The sequence below is a fragment of the Acinetobacter sp. LipI_15 genome (assembly GCF_058242865.1).
This window is the reverse complement of record NZ_JBZAYN010000001.1, coordinates 662,872-677,111: the sequence shown is the minus strand read 5'-3', so window position 1 is coordinate 677,111 and position 14,240 is coordinate 662,872. Positions and strand designations below refer to the sequence as shown.

Annotated in this window: 14 protein-coding genes; 2 read left to right on the top strand and 12 right to left on the bottom strand. The window is 41.5% G+C overall.

The genetic code is table 11. The features are described 5' to 3' along the window. Positions 1–122: 122 nt before the first annotated feature. Entirely contained in the window at positions 123–809 is a 687-nt protein-coding gene (rpe, locus tag AC4CU0_RS03265) for a ribulose-phosphate 3-epimerase (protein ID WP_078192356.1), read from the bottom strand. A gap of 603 nt (positions 810–1,412) precedes the next feature. On the opposite strand from rpe, the gene AC4CU0_RS03260 reads away from it, so the two are divergent. Further along, positions 1,413–1,709, top strand: a complete 297-nt coding sequence (locus AC4CU0_RS03260) for a DUF2218 domain-containing protein (RefSeq protein WP_078191173.1) — start codon at positions 1,413–1,415, stop codon at positions 1,707–1,709. 31 nt (positions 1,710–1,740) lie between these two features. On the opposite strand, the gene AC4CU0_RS03255 is transcribed toward AC4CU0_RS03260, so the two are convergent. From AC4CU0_RS03255 to AC4CU0_RS03215, 9 genes are all read right to left on the bottom strand, one after another. Further along, positions 1,741–2,802: a M48 family metallopeptidase gene (locus tag AC4CU0_RS03255; protein ID WP_180021427.1), complete on the bottom strand. Its 1,062-nt coding sequence runs from the start codon at positions 2,800–2,802 to the stop codon at positions 1,741–1,743. Positions 2,803–2,816: 14 nt separating this feature from the next. Further along, positions 2,817–3,923 carry a YjgN family protein gene (locus AC4CU0_RS03250; RefSeq protein WP_490742453.1) on the bottom strand — a complete coding sequence of 369 codons (1,107 nt, stop codon included), beginning with the start codon at positions 3,921–3,923 and terminating at the stop codon, positions 2,817–2,819. Between the two features lie 132 nt (positions 3,924–4,055). Beyond that, the gene (gene fghA, locus AC4CU0_RS03245) at positions 4,056–4,901 is read right to left on the bottom strand and encodes an S-formylglutathione hydrolase (RefSeq protein WP_180189951.1); all 846 of its coding nucleotides are present in this window, start codon (positions 4,899–4,901) and stop codon (positions 4,056–4,058) included. Positions 4,902–4,929: 28 nt separating this feature from the next. After that, positions 4,930–6,321, bottom strand: a complete 1,392-nt coding sequence (locus AC4CU0_RS03240; RefSeq protein ID WP_168378508.1) for a C13 family peptidase — start codon at positions 6,319–6,321, stop codon at positions 4,930–4,932. Positions 6,322–6,446: 125 nt separating this feature from the next. After that, positions 6,447–7,265 (bottom strand): class I SAM-dependent methyltransferase, encoded by an 819-nt coding sequence (locus AC4CU0_RS03235; RefSeq protein ID WP_218945800.1) that lies wholly within the window; start codon positions 7,263–7,265, stop codon positions 6,447–6,449. Continuing rightward, the gene (locus AC4CU0_RS03230; protein ID WP_078191179.1) at positions 7,259–8,083 is read right to left on the bottom strand and encodes an undecaprenyl-diphosphate phosphatase; all 825 of its coding nucleotides are present in this window, start codon (positions 8,081–8,083) and stop codon (positions 7,259–7,261) included. The genes AC4CU0_RS03235 and AC4CU0_RS03230 overlap by 7 nt, the downstream gene beginning before the upstream one ends. Before the next feature lie 12 nt (positions 8,084–8,095). Beyond that, the gene (gene tsaB, locus AC4CU0_RS03225) at positions 8,096–8,761 is read right to left on the bottom strand and encodes a tRNA (adenosine(37)-N6)-threonylcarbamoyltransferase complex dimerization subunit type 1 TsaB (RefSeq protein WP_490742452.1); all 666 of its coding nucleotides are present in this window, start codon (positions 8,759–8,761) and stop codon (positions 8,096–8,098) included. A 163-nt stretch (positions 8,762–8,924) separates the two neighbouring features. Beyond that, positions 8,925–9,455, bottom strand: coding sequence for a gamma carbonic anhydrase family protein (locus AC4CU0_RS03220; RefSeq protein WP_490742451.1), 531 nt, complete (start codon positions 9,453–9,455; stop codon positions 8,925–8,927). A gap of 35 nt (positions 9,456–9,490) precedes the next feature. Then, positions 9,491–10,099 carry an NUDIX hydrolase gene (locus tag AC4CU0_RS03215; protein WP_078192365.1) on the bottom strand — a complete coding sequence of 203 codons (609 nt, stop codon included), beginning with the start codon at positions 10,097–10,099 and terminating at the stop codon, positions 9,491–9,493. A gap of 126 nt (positions 10,100–10,225) precedes the next feature. Here AC4CU0_RS03215 and AC4CU0_RS03210 point away from each other — a divergent pair, with 126 nt between their 5' ends. Beyond that, positions 10,226–10,774: an NUDIX hydrolase gene (locus AC4CU0_RS03210; protein WP_180009934.1), complete on the top strand. Its 549-nt coding sequence runs from the start codon at positions 10,226–10,228 to the stop codon at positions 10,772–10,774. A gap of 67 nt (positions 10,775–10,841) precedes the next feature. On the opposite strand, the gene filF is transcribed toward AC4CU0_RS03210, so the two are convergent. Together filF and filE are read right to left on the bottom strand one after the other, a co-directional pair. Then, positions 10,842–12,857 (bottom strand): putative pilus system protein FilF, encoded by a 2,016-nt coding sequence (filF, locus tag AC4CU0_RS03205; protein WP_490742450.1) that lies wholly within the window; start codon positions 12,855–12,857, stop codon positions 10,842–10,844. A 22-nt stretch (positions 12,858–12,879) separates the two neighbouring features. Beyond that, positions 12,880–14,232: a putative pilus assembly protein FilE gene (gene filE, locus AC4CU0_RS03200; protein ID WP_490742449.1), complete on the bottom strand. Its 1,353-nt coding sequence runs from the start codon at positions 14,230–14,232 to the stop codon at positions 12,880–12,882. Between the last annotated feature and the right edge of the window lie 8 nt (positions 14,233–14,240).

Below are 14,240 nucleotides of genomic sequence, written 5' to 3'. Positions count from 1 at the left end.
TAAACCATTGATGCACAATCGTTTATAATTTATTCAAGTTATCCATATACTTATCTACACAGATATCCATACGGTTATCCATATAGTTATCCACAAGCCATGAATAACTTATACCCAAAGGCTTAAGCCTCTTGAGCATGCACTTTTGCCAATTCAGAACGCATGTCATCAATCACAGCTTTATAATCAGGCTTACCAAAAATCGCTGAACCTGCAACGAACATATCTGCACCAGCTTCAGCAATGTCACGGATATTGGCTGGGGTAACACCACCATCCACTTCTAAGCGAATATCACGACCTGAAGCATCAATAATTTTTCGTGCTTGACGCAGCTTTTCTAAAGTCATTGGAATGAACTTTTGACCGCCAAAACCAGGGTTCACACTCATCAACAAGACTTGGTCAACTTTATCTAAAACGTAGTCTAAATAATGCAGAGGTGTCGCAGGGTTAAACACCAAGCCCGCTTGCGCACCCCCAGATTTGATTAACTGTAAAGAGCGGTCAATGTGGTCAGTCGCTTCTGGGTGGAAAGTGATGATATCTGCGCCAGCTTCCAAGAAATCACCAATCATACGGTCTACCGGTGAAACCATAAGATGAACATCAATTGGCGCTTTAATGCCATATTTTTTCAATGCCTTACAAACGCCCGCACCAAAAGTTAAGTTCGGTACATAATGATTATCCATGACATCGAAATGAACAACATCTGCACCTGCTTCTAGAACATTTTCAACTTCTTCACCTAAGCGCGCAAAGTCTGCTGACAAAATTGAAGGTGCGATTAAGAATGGCTTGGACATGAAAAACCTAGCTTTGAAAAGGGAGTGATTGACGCATTATAGCAAATTGTCCCCCTATTCGCTGCCCATGCCCTTAGTCGATTTTTCGATGCCGATGATTGAGATCTCTCTAATAAAGAAACCTAGGATGAACTGATGTTACGCAGTAACATCAGAAGCGAAATTGGTTCAAATAAAAGAACGATACGCGGTAACGTCATCCGCAATTGTTTGAGACAGCACGACTTCTCATCAATTTTTTTTTGCAATACTTTAAATAAATAGACGCTAGAGAGCGAGTTTTGCGGTGAGGAGCATTGCTCTGCAAGATGGTTTCGTTGCGAAGCTTCGCTTCTCATTTTGCCTAATGAGAAACATCGTTTCGTAAGAGTACCTCCAGCCGAAGGCTAATCCCTTTATTTAAGCCCTAGATGTAAGACTCCGTCGAATTGACTTAAATATCATTTTAAAAATGCAAAATTATTTTTTGCGTGCGTAACATCAGTGATTAATATGAATAAAGACCACTGCGGTAGAAACACAGCGTTGCATTTTTAGACTTAACGGGCATCTATGTACTTTGCTAAGTTAAAGGACTGACGACTTAATAATAAAATTGCATCTATGAAAAGTTCAACACACATCACCACCGCCCAAGCAGCACGTGTTGCTAAGCGCTTAGTTAATCATTGGAAACATAAATTTGAAGTCAATGAACAGATCATTGGAGAAAATACTGCATTCAAGATTCAACTACCCTCCGCAGAGGTCAGCCTTCTACCACAAGCTGCATTTTTAGATGTAGTAATTTCAGCCCAAGATCCAAGTGCAAATCTAGATCAATTGGAACATGTGGTTTTAGATCATTTAATCCGCATGGGACAAGAAGAACTCAGTGCAACATGGCAACGCGAACCGTAGTCTACGTCGCCATATTGTCAAAGCCTTTCACTCAATGCTGATGTGATTGATAATTTCTAACTGCATCAATACGAGCTTTCGTCGCTGGATGTGACTCAAAGAAGTCTGTCCAAGATCTCTGATCTTTGGCAGTTTCATCCCTTGTACCTTTCTCTTTTGCTGTTTCACCATCAGCTTCATCTTCCATACGTTGTAAGAAGTTTGCAAAATGTGCCGTTGGAATTTGATGTTTTGAAAGTTGTTTTAAGGCATATAAATCTGCTTCTGATTCAAAGTCTCGTGAGTAACTCGCACCCACCGCAGCCACTGGCAAACTGGTGAGAATGTCAGAGCCATCCCCTGTAATCATCAACAAAATAATACTGATGCCTAAACCTGACAAACTTTGCTGCAAACTATGGCGTTGAACTAAATGCCCCTGCTCATGTGCAAGCACACCTATGAGCTCATAATCATTTTTCGCTAATTTAACCAACTCATCTGTCACGATAATGGTGTTATTGGGTATCGCCAATGCATTTGCACCGATGCTACCACCACCGCGGAATAACAACTTCGCAGGACGATTTTCAGCCACCAATTGTTGATATTCTTGTTTCAGTTTGTCTTGGCGTGCTTGTGGCAATTTTGTGGGTTCAGTCATATCGATAATATATTTTTCCGCCTGATCGCCCCAACTCGTTAAAGCGGTCTCAGGCAGTTGATTGGCCACCACATGTGACGCCGCAGGTATGCCCCATTTAATCAAGACAAAAGCAAAAGCCACCACAAAAATCACACTAAAAATGATTAGAGAAGGTGAACGCTCTAATTTCCAAATCGAATGCCAACGCGACTTCACATCGAGATTAAACCACTCCGGCAAGGGTTGATGAAACTCTAAACGAGCATCGTCCTTTAACTCGATCACTGGCTGAATATCACCTAACGCTCCAATCAGCGTCATATCTTGATAGGTGTAATGCTGCGTTTGTTCTAGGTCTTGACCATAACGCACAATCACGGCATGTTCCCCATCTGCGCTGATTTGAGCAACAAAGGGTTTTGACACTTTCCCATCATAATAGGTTGCATTCACTACTGATGTTTTCATGTAATTCACCTGTGTTATAAGGAAATATCTAGGTCAAAAATATCGGATAATTCTTCAGCAATTGCATTGTGATCTTGCTGCATTTGATTTTGTAATTGGTCAGGATCATCGACCAACATTAAATGCAAAGATTCCGTCTGATATTTATATAGTCGCACAACTGCCCATGGTGTCAGTAAACCGAGGCTAATCACTTTAGCCAACCAATTACTCAAGACAATCCATGCATAGCGCCATTGATTACAGTCCGTATGAAACTGACTGCGGCTCAACGTGGTGTTATTCCAAGTGGTAATAAAAATACGTGCAGCTGTGAGTGGCCAAATAAACATATAGCCAATCAAATACATACCAAAAATAATGAAGACATAAGATGCGTCATTTAAACCATCTGAACTACCAAACAGTATTGCAAAGATTACTGCCAGCAATGCACCAAAGCCCATAAACAGAAATAAAGGCACATACATGGCGCGCATATAATCGCCCCACGTATTATTCAGATTAAATTTCAACTGCCCCAGATACAAATGATTCAGACATTCACGTTTATATAGCCAGACCGCAACTGGTGTAAACAATCCAAGGGTAAAGACAACCACCGTAAGACATTTGACAAAGCACCAATATGCGCTTTTATTTGTCCCTGAAAAAAAGAATCGGCTATTACTAAACTTACTGTTGCGAGCACGGAAACGAATCGTAGATCGAATGAGCCAAGGAACCGCAAAGAAGATCAGGACAAAGCCCGCTAAGAAAGCTTCCCAAGAATACTTTATAGCAAAAGAGAAACCACCATAGACCACTAACGCAATGATTCGTCCAACTAAAATTTTTGTAGGCAAACCGGTAAAGTCAAAACGACGCTGAAATACCCAAGTATTACCGTAAAAATAACGTAAACGGCGGACCTTTGCCCAAGGCGCATAAAGTCCAAGCGTGACAATCGTCAGTAAGATATTCACAATCCAAATACCGAAATATTCAGACGCATTACCTTTAAACCTAAAATGATAATTTCGCCCCAAAACATCAGCCTGTTCTGTCTCACCAAATAGACTCGGTGGATTCATCACGGGCAGCTCTGGCGGAAGCGGCGTTTCCAATTGTGAATTTTGCATAAGTACCCTAAATTATTTTTTTTGGTATGTCGAATTTATTCATTTGCATGGCAATGCTCATCACCATGCCTTATTTATACGTATATCAAAGCAAGCTGTGCCTCAATATTTTTTTAACCACTGACTTTTAAATTAATGAACTACTGTTTGCAATTGGACAGCGTGAAATTGCAAATGATCATCCATAAAACTTTGAATAAAATAATAACCATGATCATAGCCTGCATGTTCACGCACTTCGAGTGGCTGCCCAACTTGCTCACACGCTTGCTTAAACAACATCGGATTTAACTGGCTATAAAATTGATCATCAATACCTTGGTCAATCAAAATGGCTTTAAACAAAGCCCCTTTAGATTTCACTAAAGCTGTAGCATCGTGCTGAAGCCACTGCTGTCGGTCTGAACCTAGATATTGATTAAAGGCTTTTTCGCCCCATGGACACTGACTCGGCGCACAAATCGGTGCAAAAGCAGAAACCGATTTAAACAGGTCAGGATGCTTCAACGCTAAAGTTAATGCCCCATGACCGCCCATACTATGTCCGAATATGCCAATCGCACCTTTTTGTACCGGAAATTCAGCCTGTACCAGCGAATACAATTCTTCAGTAAGAAAACGTTCCATTTGATAATGCTCGGCCCACGGTTGTTCCGTTGCATTAATATAAAAGCCTGCGCCTTGCCCAATATCCCAATGATCACCTTGTGCTACCTGTTCCCCACGTGGAGAAGTATCAGGGCTGATTAAAATCAGGCCAAGCTGCGCAGCTAAACGCTGAGCATGCGCTTTAATGGCAAAGGTTTCTTCAGTACAGGTTAATCCCGCCAAATAAAACAATGCAGGACACGCTTGGCCTTGTAAGGCTACTTCTGGCAGAAAAATACCAAACTTTGTCGCGGTCTTTAGACTTGAAGAATCCAATTGATAAATGCGCTGCTCACCAGCAAAACAAGTATTTCGTTGTACTAATTCCATGATCTTTATCCTAAACTTTTTTGATCTTTTAAGGCGTAACCGTCGTAGCCGGTGCAGTAGTCGTCGGCGGGAACAATCGTTGTTCTAATTGAGGCAACATTAATGCCATGTTTTTCCCCATCGACCACTGTGGCTCAGAAGGTTCGAAACCTTGCGCTGCTTCCCATTTCGCTACAGTCGCTTTGGTTTCATTAAATGCCGCTTGAATACTGGTCTGCTCACGCATCGCCTGATCAAAGAACGCACGACCAAAATAGGTGTATTCAGCTTCATTCGAACAGCCAAAAGACTGTCGATCAGCTGCCGATGCAGTAATGATTAAAGTATTATCATTTTGTAGTGCTGGAATAAAACTGCCTGAATAACATGAAGAAATCACAATCACACGCCAACGAATTCCGGATGCATCCAAGGCTTCTTTTAACCATTTAGGATCGACTTGCGCCAAATCCAAAGGTGCATTTTCCATTTCAAAGACATTTGGTAAACCATGTGAGGTCATATATAAAAATAAGACATCACTTTCTCGGTTCATCTGCTGACCGATACGACGCAGCGCCAACTCCATACTGGTTTTAGATGCCAGCGGAATTTCAGTGCGCGTTGCAGGGTTATTGATAAGCTCAACCGAACGTCCATAAGTACCAAAACGTGTATCAAACTGTTCTTTAATCCGTTCAATTTCCAGTTTAAAGACATCTTGATAACTCGCACCTGCCACCCCTAAGAAGTACCAATGGGATTGGGCAAACTCACCATATTCCACTGCGTCTAAAGACTTATTCAGCAAACGGCTTTGTGCATAGAAGGCATCTTCAGCAAAGCTTGGTGGAACTTCTTCTACTTTCCAAATCGGCTGATCTTTGACTGAGACTTGCCACACGACCAAAGTAAATAGCGTCGCACCCATAATCAGTGCTCGCTCCCACCATGGCCATTTCAGCTCACGTGAAAATACCCAAACGACAGCCAGACTTTGCCAAACAAATAGAATAATGAATAACGTTGGAATGTAGTCGTACAAGAAGTATGGAAGAAAATCGAGATCTCCCAAATATTGAATCAAACATTGAAACAACATGATGTGCGTATCAAGCACCAACCAAAGCAATGCTGGGACCAACATTAACCGTGGATTATTCACACGTTGTGACAGGAAAATCCCCACGATTAAAGCAATAAATGGCCACAATGCGTAGCTAATGAGACCTTGGGCATTAAATTCGCCAATACGCCCCGTGCTGAGCCAACTAAATAAACTGTTGGCACAACCACCTAAAATCCCCCAAAACACCAATTGTAAAATCGATGGTCGAACGATTTGTAAAGAACGACGAGACCCCAAAAATAACCACATCCCCGCAGTTTGGTTGCTTTTAAAATCATGCCAAAAATTGATGGAGGGTTTGAAATCAATCATAGAGTTCTGATGGTGGCCTTGGCTCGCTTAATTGCACAAATAATTTTATGCCTGATGTCGTTTTTAGCAATGCTATTTTTTAACTATATAACAAATCTTTGAACAATATTGAAGCAAATATCATTTTAAGTCACAAGATCATGTTGGAAATATGCATCAAAGCGACAAGCATCACCTTGCCACTGATGTTGTGGCTCTTGATTCGCTAAAAAAACCGCCAATCGTGGACGTTTAACCACGACACGTTTAGCAATTTTTTGTGCTAAATCCAGTAAATTATCACCTAAATCCATCTCACCATCTTCAGGTAACAGCAAATGCAATAATTGCATTTGTTTTTTGACCTGAGCTTGCTTTTTGACGGCTTGCTGGTTTTGATCTCGCTGCGGAAACATCGGATCGAGATAAACCACGTCAAAGATTTGATTGGTCGTCGACAAATGTTTCAAATAATCTGCCGAATCTGAAAAGACCAATTCAATTCGAGCTACAACCGAACTTAAAAACGCATCTTGCTGCGCACGTTGATGTGAGTCTTCCAATAGGGTAAATAAAATTGGATGACGTTCCACAAGGGTCACATGCGCACCCAAATGGGCCATCAATAAACTATCATGCCCTAGCCCTGCGGTTGCATCTACAAGCTGTGGTTTTTCAGCCAAATTACACGCACGTGCAATCATCTCAGACTTTAAGGATGCTCGCTTTAAACGCCCCACTTCTGCTTTCCAATCGGGTTGCATCTTCATGCCATTGGCCGCTAACCACAAACCATCTGCATCGACACACAAACTGAGTTCAGAGTTTAAACGTAAAAAACGCGCGTTTAATTTTTCAATCAATTCAATATTTACAGATACACCACGTGAAGAAAGCACAGCAGAATACTGCTGTGCTTTCTCATGAAACTCTTGTTCTGTGTATAAGCGGATTTCGCTTACCATAATTTCCAGCCTGTAAATGCGAACAATAAAATCAATAAACCTGAAACAATTCGATACCACGCAAAAATCATGAAATCACGTTTTGCCACATAAGCGACAAGCGCACGAATTAAAATCAATGCAGAGACAAATGAAACGATTAAACCAACGGCGATCACAGTCCAATCTTGAGTGCCTTGAAATACATCATAGCTTTGATATAAATCCAGCAAACCTGCACCGACAATAACCGGAATACCCAAAAAGAATGAAAACTCAGTGGCTGCTTTACGAGAAACCCCTAAGAACATGGCACCAATAATAGTCGCACCTGAACGTGAAGTCCCTGGAATTAAAGACAAAACTTGAATTAAACCAATCCAAATCGCATCTTTAATGGTTAAATCTTCTACTTCTTTGGCACGCACTTGCGGTGGATTTTTTTCGATCCAAATAATGATCAAACCACCGATAATCAACCCCATAGCAATCGCAATGTTATTGAACAGCAGCTCTTTCACCGTCTGACCAAACGTCAAACCAATCAATACGATTGGAATCGAAGCGAGAATTAAGCCAAAACCTAAACGGCGACCTTTTTCTTCACCAGTCACCATACCGGTTGCTGCGCCCCACAGGCGGCCCCAGTATTCATAAATCACCGCCGCAATCGCACCCATTTGAATTGCGATCACGAAAACATCACTTTTTTCTTTGGTCCAAAAGTTCATTAATTCTGAAGCCAGAATTAAATGCCCTGTACTTGAAATCGGTAAAAATTCTGTAATACCTTCAACAATACCCATGATTGCCGCTTTGAGCAGCAGTAGAAGATCCATATATAACCCTAATTATGGCTTGCCTTGTTCTGAAATTTTCTTCCAGGCGTTATCTCGTAAATATACGGGCAATGCAAGTTCAGCACTCACCCATGCTTTTCTTTGCGCCGCTTCGCGGGCAATAGTAGCAATATCTTGTGCTGTTGCACTTAAGTCTTTGTATTGTGTTTGTTCTGATTGAATGAGCTCACTACCAGAACCCACGACAGTAAATTTGATCTGTGGTGTGGCATCTGCGTAGCTTAATAATTGTTCTTCATCAACAGCCTGCATAATGCCATTGGCATCGAGTTGATAGCTTGCGATATACACTTCTTGCATGCGAGCATCAAGGAGTGCTGTTACTTCAGTCAAACCATGTAGACGATGCGCCGCTTGAGCCAAAGCTTGCAAAGTCGAGACTGGAACAACAGGTACGTCATTGGCCCATGCCAAAGCCTGTGTTACCGCTGCATTAATACGAACACCACTAAATGAGCCAGGCCCACGACTAAATGCAATTGCATTTAAATCCGCTAACTCAATAGCAGTTTGATTAAGCCCTTGCTCAATCATTGGGAGAATGGTTTGCGTCTGCGCTTTTGCCCGTAAATCGAGTTGAAAATAAAGCTCTTGAGTTTCATCTACAATCGAGACGGAACACTGCTCATTGGCAGTTTCCAATGCCAGTAATTTCATGCGCAACCTTAATTAAAGTTAATCTTAAAAAACGTTGAATATGATACTCCACTCCATCGCAGTTCGCGAGATTTTCCACCTCAGACACAGCGCTTTCTGTATTTAATCTATAAAAAAAGCCTCGACAAACGTCGAGGCTCTTTTGCTTGCCATATATAGCGTTCTAAAGTTCAGCGACTTCGAGTTGAGTAAAATGTTTAAAATGAGCGGCATAGTGCATGGCACTCATTTTTAGACGTGCTTCCGCTTGTTCATCTAAAGTCTTAACAACTTTACCCGGTGAACCCATCACAACAGAATTATCCGGAATCACCTTCCCTTCTGGAATTAAAGCATTCGCACCAATGATGCAATTTTTACCAATCACAGCATGATTTAGAACCACGGCATTGATTCCAATCAGACTATTATCTCCTACGGTACATCCATGTAGCATGGCTTGATGCCCAATCGTGACATAATCACCAATGATCGTTTCAATGCCCGCATCGGTATGCAGCACCGCATTTTCTTGTACATTGGTAAAATCACCCAGTTTGATACGACTATTGTCACCTCGGATGACGGCTCCGAACCAGACACTCACTTCTCGGCCTAATTCAACTTGCCCAATGACCGTTGCATTTTCTGCAACCCAACCATCCCAAGGTTGATGCGTGGCTTTCGGGCTATATCCTTGAAATTTGTACAACATGATCAAACATCCTATTTTGACTTTCTAAAAATGATTTATGGCTCACGGCCCAAATGAAATGAAGGAGAATTTAATAAAAAAGGCCATTCTTTTTGATAATTCAGACCATATTGAAATAAGGAAATCAGCATCCGTGCAGTCAAGCCCCATACGATTTCGTTTTCGATTCTTAAACTGGGAAAATAAAGCGATTGCTGGGCAAAACGAACTTCATATGGCGTTGGCGGTGTTTCTAAAAGCTGTCTTAATGATGCAAAAAAAATACGGTCAATTTCAGTGGGTTGAGGTATCAAATTTACATCAGGCGGGATCAACCCTACGATCGGTTTAACCAACATCCCATTCCGAGCTTTTTGCATCGGTAAATCACCCAAAAGCTGCACATCAAATGGATTTAGAGCTGTTTCTTCTTGGGCTTCTCTTAAAGCCACCACGATATTACTGGTGTCTTGGGCATCACGTTTGCCACCGGGAAAGGACACTTCACCGGCATGATTATTCATATAGAGCGAGCGGCGGGTCAATAAAATACGTGGATTATCTTCTTGGGTAATCGCAATCAATACAGCAGCATGCGCAGGTTGAATACGCTTAGAAAAACGTAAACTTTGCTGCAATCGCTGAGTCAATAAACCCTCATCCATCCACATTACATCCTTATAATTATCTTGTTTTCATCATAGCTGAATTTCGGCCAAGCTGGTTAGAAATGATGCCAAAGTTTTATTTTTAAGTTATTCTGACGGTTCACACAATCCATGACGATGAATATGAACTTTTGCTCAAACTGCGGACAAAAAACAAAAGAAGCGATCCCGCTTGGAGATCATCAGATACGCCGTATTTGTACCGCATGTGGGTTTATTCATTATGTGAATCCTAAAGTCATTTGTGGTGCTTTAGCCGTTTGGGACAATCAAGTTTTACTTTGCCGTCGTGCGATTGAGCCACGTTATGGGCTATGGACATTACCCGCTGGCTATATGGAACTCTATGAGACAATGGAGCAAGGTGCAGCGCGTGAAACTCGCGAAGAAGCCGAAGCAGAAGTCAACATTGAGCAACTATATTGCATGTATAACATTCCCCGTATTGGGCAAATTTATGCCTTGTTCAAATCTGAACTAATCAATGGTGAATTTGGTGCAGGTGATGAAACCATTGAATCACGATTGTTTAGTGAAGAAGAAATTCCATGGGATGATTTAGCCTTTCCTAGTGTGGAAAGAACGCTGCGACATTATTTTGCTGACCGCAAAACAGGTCAGTTTGAAATGCATCTCGAAACCCTTGGTACGCGACTCGATCACACAGGTTAATTTGCTGCTCTCAATATTAACAAAGCCCATCACTGATGGGCTTTTTTATTTTACTCATATTTGACGATTATTTAGCCTTGATGGTGTAACAAGGGGCCAAATCTAAAGAAATATCACCACCGCTTAGCTTCGCCGTTTGAGCCGCAGCAGTATCGTTTGGATTTTTTAAGCTATAAATATAACTAAAGCTGGCCAAACTATTCCCCCACTTCACCACTTTATTATCCGAATCCGTCAAAGCAACGCCAGAGGGACGTGTGCCTGCATTGGCGTTAATCATATTGTGTAACTGCACTAAAGCACCGCCCACAACCATTGAGGTGTCCGCTGAAGTTTTCACACTTGAGTTCATTCCAATCAGCGCGCCATCAAGCGTATGGAAATATGGGTCAGCTAAAATCATACGAATCGAAATGGTATTTGGATTAATATTTCCTTCAGGCGTAAAGGTACGGGTTGTCGTTCCGATACGATATTGCTGTACACCTTTATCATCTTTCATTAGCAGTGGGTCAAGCACATCTTTTCCGCTACAGCCTTCCGTCGCGTGTGTCGACAAGTCGACAATTTGACTATCTTGACGAGTAAATACATCGTCTGGCACGCCAGATTTTATATTTGTGCGAATATCACCATTACGGTCAATCACCACACCCAATTTCACTGTTTTAATCGAAGTATCGGTAAATTTAAAGGTTAAATCTGCATACAACGGGAAGATATAATTTTGTCCAGCAGCAACATTTTCAACAGACTTAAAGACTTTTTTGTCTAAATACGATAACGGATAAAGCTTGTATAAATCCATCGTGCCTTTAAATTGCACTTGGTTAATGTTTTGCTCCCACAGGCCTAATTTTTTCTTATCATCGGCCGTCAGAACATAATCATCTTTTTTAGCCATTAACGTTTTATATAAACTTCCACCCGTACCGACCACCATTTTGTCGGCAAGTAGCGTCCCTTGTTTAATAATCAGCGGGCCAGAGTTGGCTTCTTCTGCATCAAAACGGAAACCCAGAATGCCAGGTTTATCAATTTGCTTGGTAAGCGGATCAATCCAATTGTCCTGTGGCGTTGCTGTTAAACGTGTTGGTCGTACCTGCGTCAGGAGCAAGACATTCACACCACCAATGGTACTCAACTGTTGATCTACTTTGCCCTTCCACTGTAAACCACTACCAAAGGTCATACCTTGGCGGTCCGTCATTAACATGAAATGACCAAATAAATTGACTTTTGAACTATCGGTCGGCAAACATTCATTTTTATCACAGCCCACCAGTCCATTTGAACCACTGGCATTGGTAATCACGCCATCAGTTGAAAATAACGCAAACTCAGGCTGATATACCGCAGCCGTTGAGATATTCATGAGTTTTGAAACTAAGGTAAATGCATTTTCATTGCTGACTTCGGACAGGTCTAGCCAAGGTGTAAACAGGTCATTAAATTCCGTATCTGAACTGATACTGAAATCTGCTGTCGCGACATTTCGAGTGATTTGATCAATCAAAACTTTATCTGCATTGTTGATATAAACCGCTTGGATATCTGTAGCTGTAACTGCGCTGTTATTTTTCAAAGCCAAGGCTTGAATGATTTTGGCTAAACGCATGGCCACTTTAACCGTTGCGTCGCTATTTGAAATCGTTGCAGCAGGTTTACCCGCGATGCCGGCAGCCAAATCCAATAAGGTCAAACGTGGGGGTGTCGTGCCACTGGCTACATTTGAAATTTGCTTCAAATCCACTTTACCCAAATCAATTCGACGTGATTTTTCACCTTGGACAAAGAAAGTTACCGTATCGCCAATCTTACAAGCACCTGTCGAAACACCTTCTTTTAGATCAAACAAGGTAATATAGGTATTTTTAACGTCGCTCGAACAATTAAAGTTCAGACCTTCAATTGGATAATCTAAAACAAACTCGACACAGCCTTCGGTATTACTTTTACAAGTACCATTAGTCGTACTGGTATCATAAATTTCAGGATTCACATTTGCACTTTCACCGCCACAGCCACTGAGCGCTGCAACCAATGCCGTTAAAGCAAACGGTAATAAAATTTTATTTTTCATCCTAATTCTCTTTCTTATGTCCTTAACGGATTGCTGTTAATTTAAGTTGGCCTTGATTGGTTAATACGCGGCCATCGACGTCTATTGCTGTTGCTAAAGGCGTTAAGAATAAATACTGGCTACCTTTAGGCACTTGAATCACGCCTTCTATTTTTTCATGGTAAAGATGATCCGCTTCACCTTGGTTATTTTTGAATCCACCTGCGCCTTCCATGACACATCCATTTTTGTCTAAAAATACCGCAAATGGCCAATAAAATGTAGGATTTTGTACTTTGGATGCAAATGAATGTATACGAATATTTTGTAATGGTGATTTTAGTTTTACGACTTCGTAGTCAAATTCGTCCGACAATGGTGCTCGAGGCCATAAATTAATATCTTGAGCCAAGTCGAGCTCTTTGGCTTTCTTCATTTTTTTATTCGAAAAACATTGCTGACCTAAACCTTGAATGGTGTCAGCTTGTGAGACTCGATAATACGATGTGGCCAAAGTGATCGGCCCTGTATCTTCGGGTTGATTGCGTTTAAATAAATTATCAATGACGGAGCGACTGACACCTTTTTCACGTTCAATCGTTTGCATCCGCGTTTGCCCCATCTTGCTGTCAATAACGCCTTCGGGCATGGTGTAAAAGCGCTTTTTGCCTTCTAAGTTAAACTCTTTATCTTCAAGATATTCATTATTGACATACTTTTCACCAGCCATGGTCGAAAAGCCTTGTTCTTGTTTTGCCTTAGCCGATTGTTTTGAAGGATGATTTTCTAAGTTTTCACCTGAAGATTGTACGGCTTTATCAGTGCTAACAACTTTCTCAGCAAGGATCTTTTTTTCGACGATAGGTTTATCTTTTTCAGCCTGAACTTTGGCCTGATACGGAGCACTAGGTTGGGTTAGCTCTGATTGCTGTAACTTTTCGGTCCATGTGGTTGAAGGTACAACTTTTGTTGAAGTACCTGACTCTTGTACTGATTTTTCAGATTTGGGAACGTTATCACCTGAGACCTCTTTAATTTTATCGACTGTGACAGCTTTATTATCATCCCGTTTTTCCGGCTCACGTGTACTTAAACTCTGAAACTTCACCGGTTCAGCAGCCTGTGCTGTTGGACTCGTTTGACGCGTCATCGGTGTCTTGGTTTGAGACGGACTAATGCTTACAGATGGTTGAGTAACGTGTTGCTGTACAGATGGTGAATCAATCATTTTAGCTATAGAACTTTCTTTGAGTTTCTTTACAGCTTTTTCTTGTATTTGTACCACCATTGGGCGCCCATCCGGCCCAATAATGGTATGAAACGCCCCGGCATAGGCATACGACACTTGCACCACAGACAGTACAAGTAACGCGTTTATGAATAAAATCCTTTTCATTCTGTTTG

What these genes read in the sequence shown, in the direction of transcription:
- rpe (WP_078192356.1), bottom strand. Translation starts at nt 809, where the DNA reads ATGTCCAAGCCATTCTTAATCGCACCTTCAATTTTGTCAGCAGACTTT.
- AC4CU0_RS03260 (WP_078191173.1), top strand. Translation starts at nt 1,413, where the DNA reads ATGAAAAGTTCAACACACATCACCACCGCCCAAGCAGCACGTGTTGCT.
- AC4CU0_RS03255 (WP_180021427.1), bottom strand. Translation starts at nt 2,802, where the DNA reads ATGAAAACATCAGTAGTGAATGCAACCTATTATGATGGGAAAGTGTCA.
- AC4CU0_RS03250 (WP_490742453.1), bottom strand. Translation starts at nt 3,923, where the DNA reads ATGCAAAATTCACAATTGGAAACGCCGCTTCCGCCAGAGCTGCCCGTG.
- fghA (WP_180189951.1), bottom strand. Translation starts at nt 4,901, where the DNA reads ATGGAATTAGTACAACGAAATACTTGTTTTGCTGGTGAGCAGCGCATT.
- AC4CU0_RS03240 (WP_168378508.1), bottom strand. Translation starts at nt 6,321, where the DNA reads ATGATTGATTTCAAACCCTCCATCAATTTTTGGCATGATTTTAAAAGC.
- AC4CU0_RS03235 (WP_218945800.1), bottom strand. Translation starts at nt 7,265, where the DNA reads ATGGTAAGCGAAATCCGCTTATACACAGAACAAGAGTTTCATGAGAAA.
- AC4CU0_RS03230 (WP_078191179.1), bottom strand. Translation starts at nt 8,083, where the DNA reads ATGGATCTTCTACTGCTGCTCAAAGCGGCAATCATGGGTATTGTTGAA.
- tsaB (WP_490742452.1), bottom strand. Translation starts at nt 8,761, where the DNA reads ATGAAATTACTGGCATTGGAAACTGCCAATGAGCAGTGTTCCGTCTCG.
- AC4CU0_RS03220 (WP_490742451.1), bottom strand. Translation starts at nt 9,455, where the DNA reads ATGTTGTACAAATTTCAAGGATATAGCCCGAAAGCCACGCATCAACCT.
- AC4CU0_RS03215 (WP_078192365.1), bottom strand. Translation starts at nt 10,099, where the DNA reads ATGGATGAGGGTTTATTGACTCAGCGATTGCAGCAAAGTTTACGTTTT.
- AC4CU0_RS03210 (WP_180009934.1), top strand. Translation starts at nt 10,226, where the DNA reads ATGAACTTTTGCTCAAACTGCGGACAAAAAACAAAAGAAGCGATCCCG.
- filF (WP_490742450.1), bottom strand. Translation starts at nt 12,857, where the DNA reads ATGAAAAATAAAATTTTATTACCGTTTGCTTTAACGGCATTGGTTGCA.
- filE (WP_490742449.1), bottom strand. Translation starts at nt 14,232, where the DNA reads ATGAAAAGGATTTTATTCATAAACGCGTTACTTGTACTGTCTGTGGTG.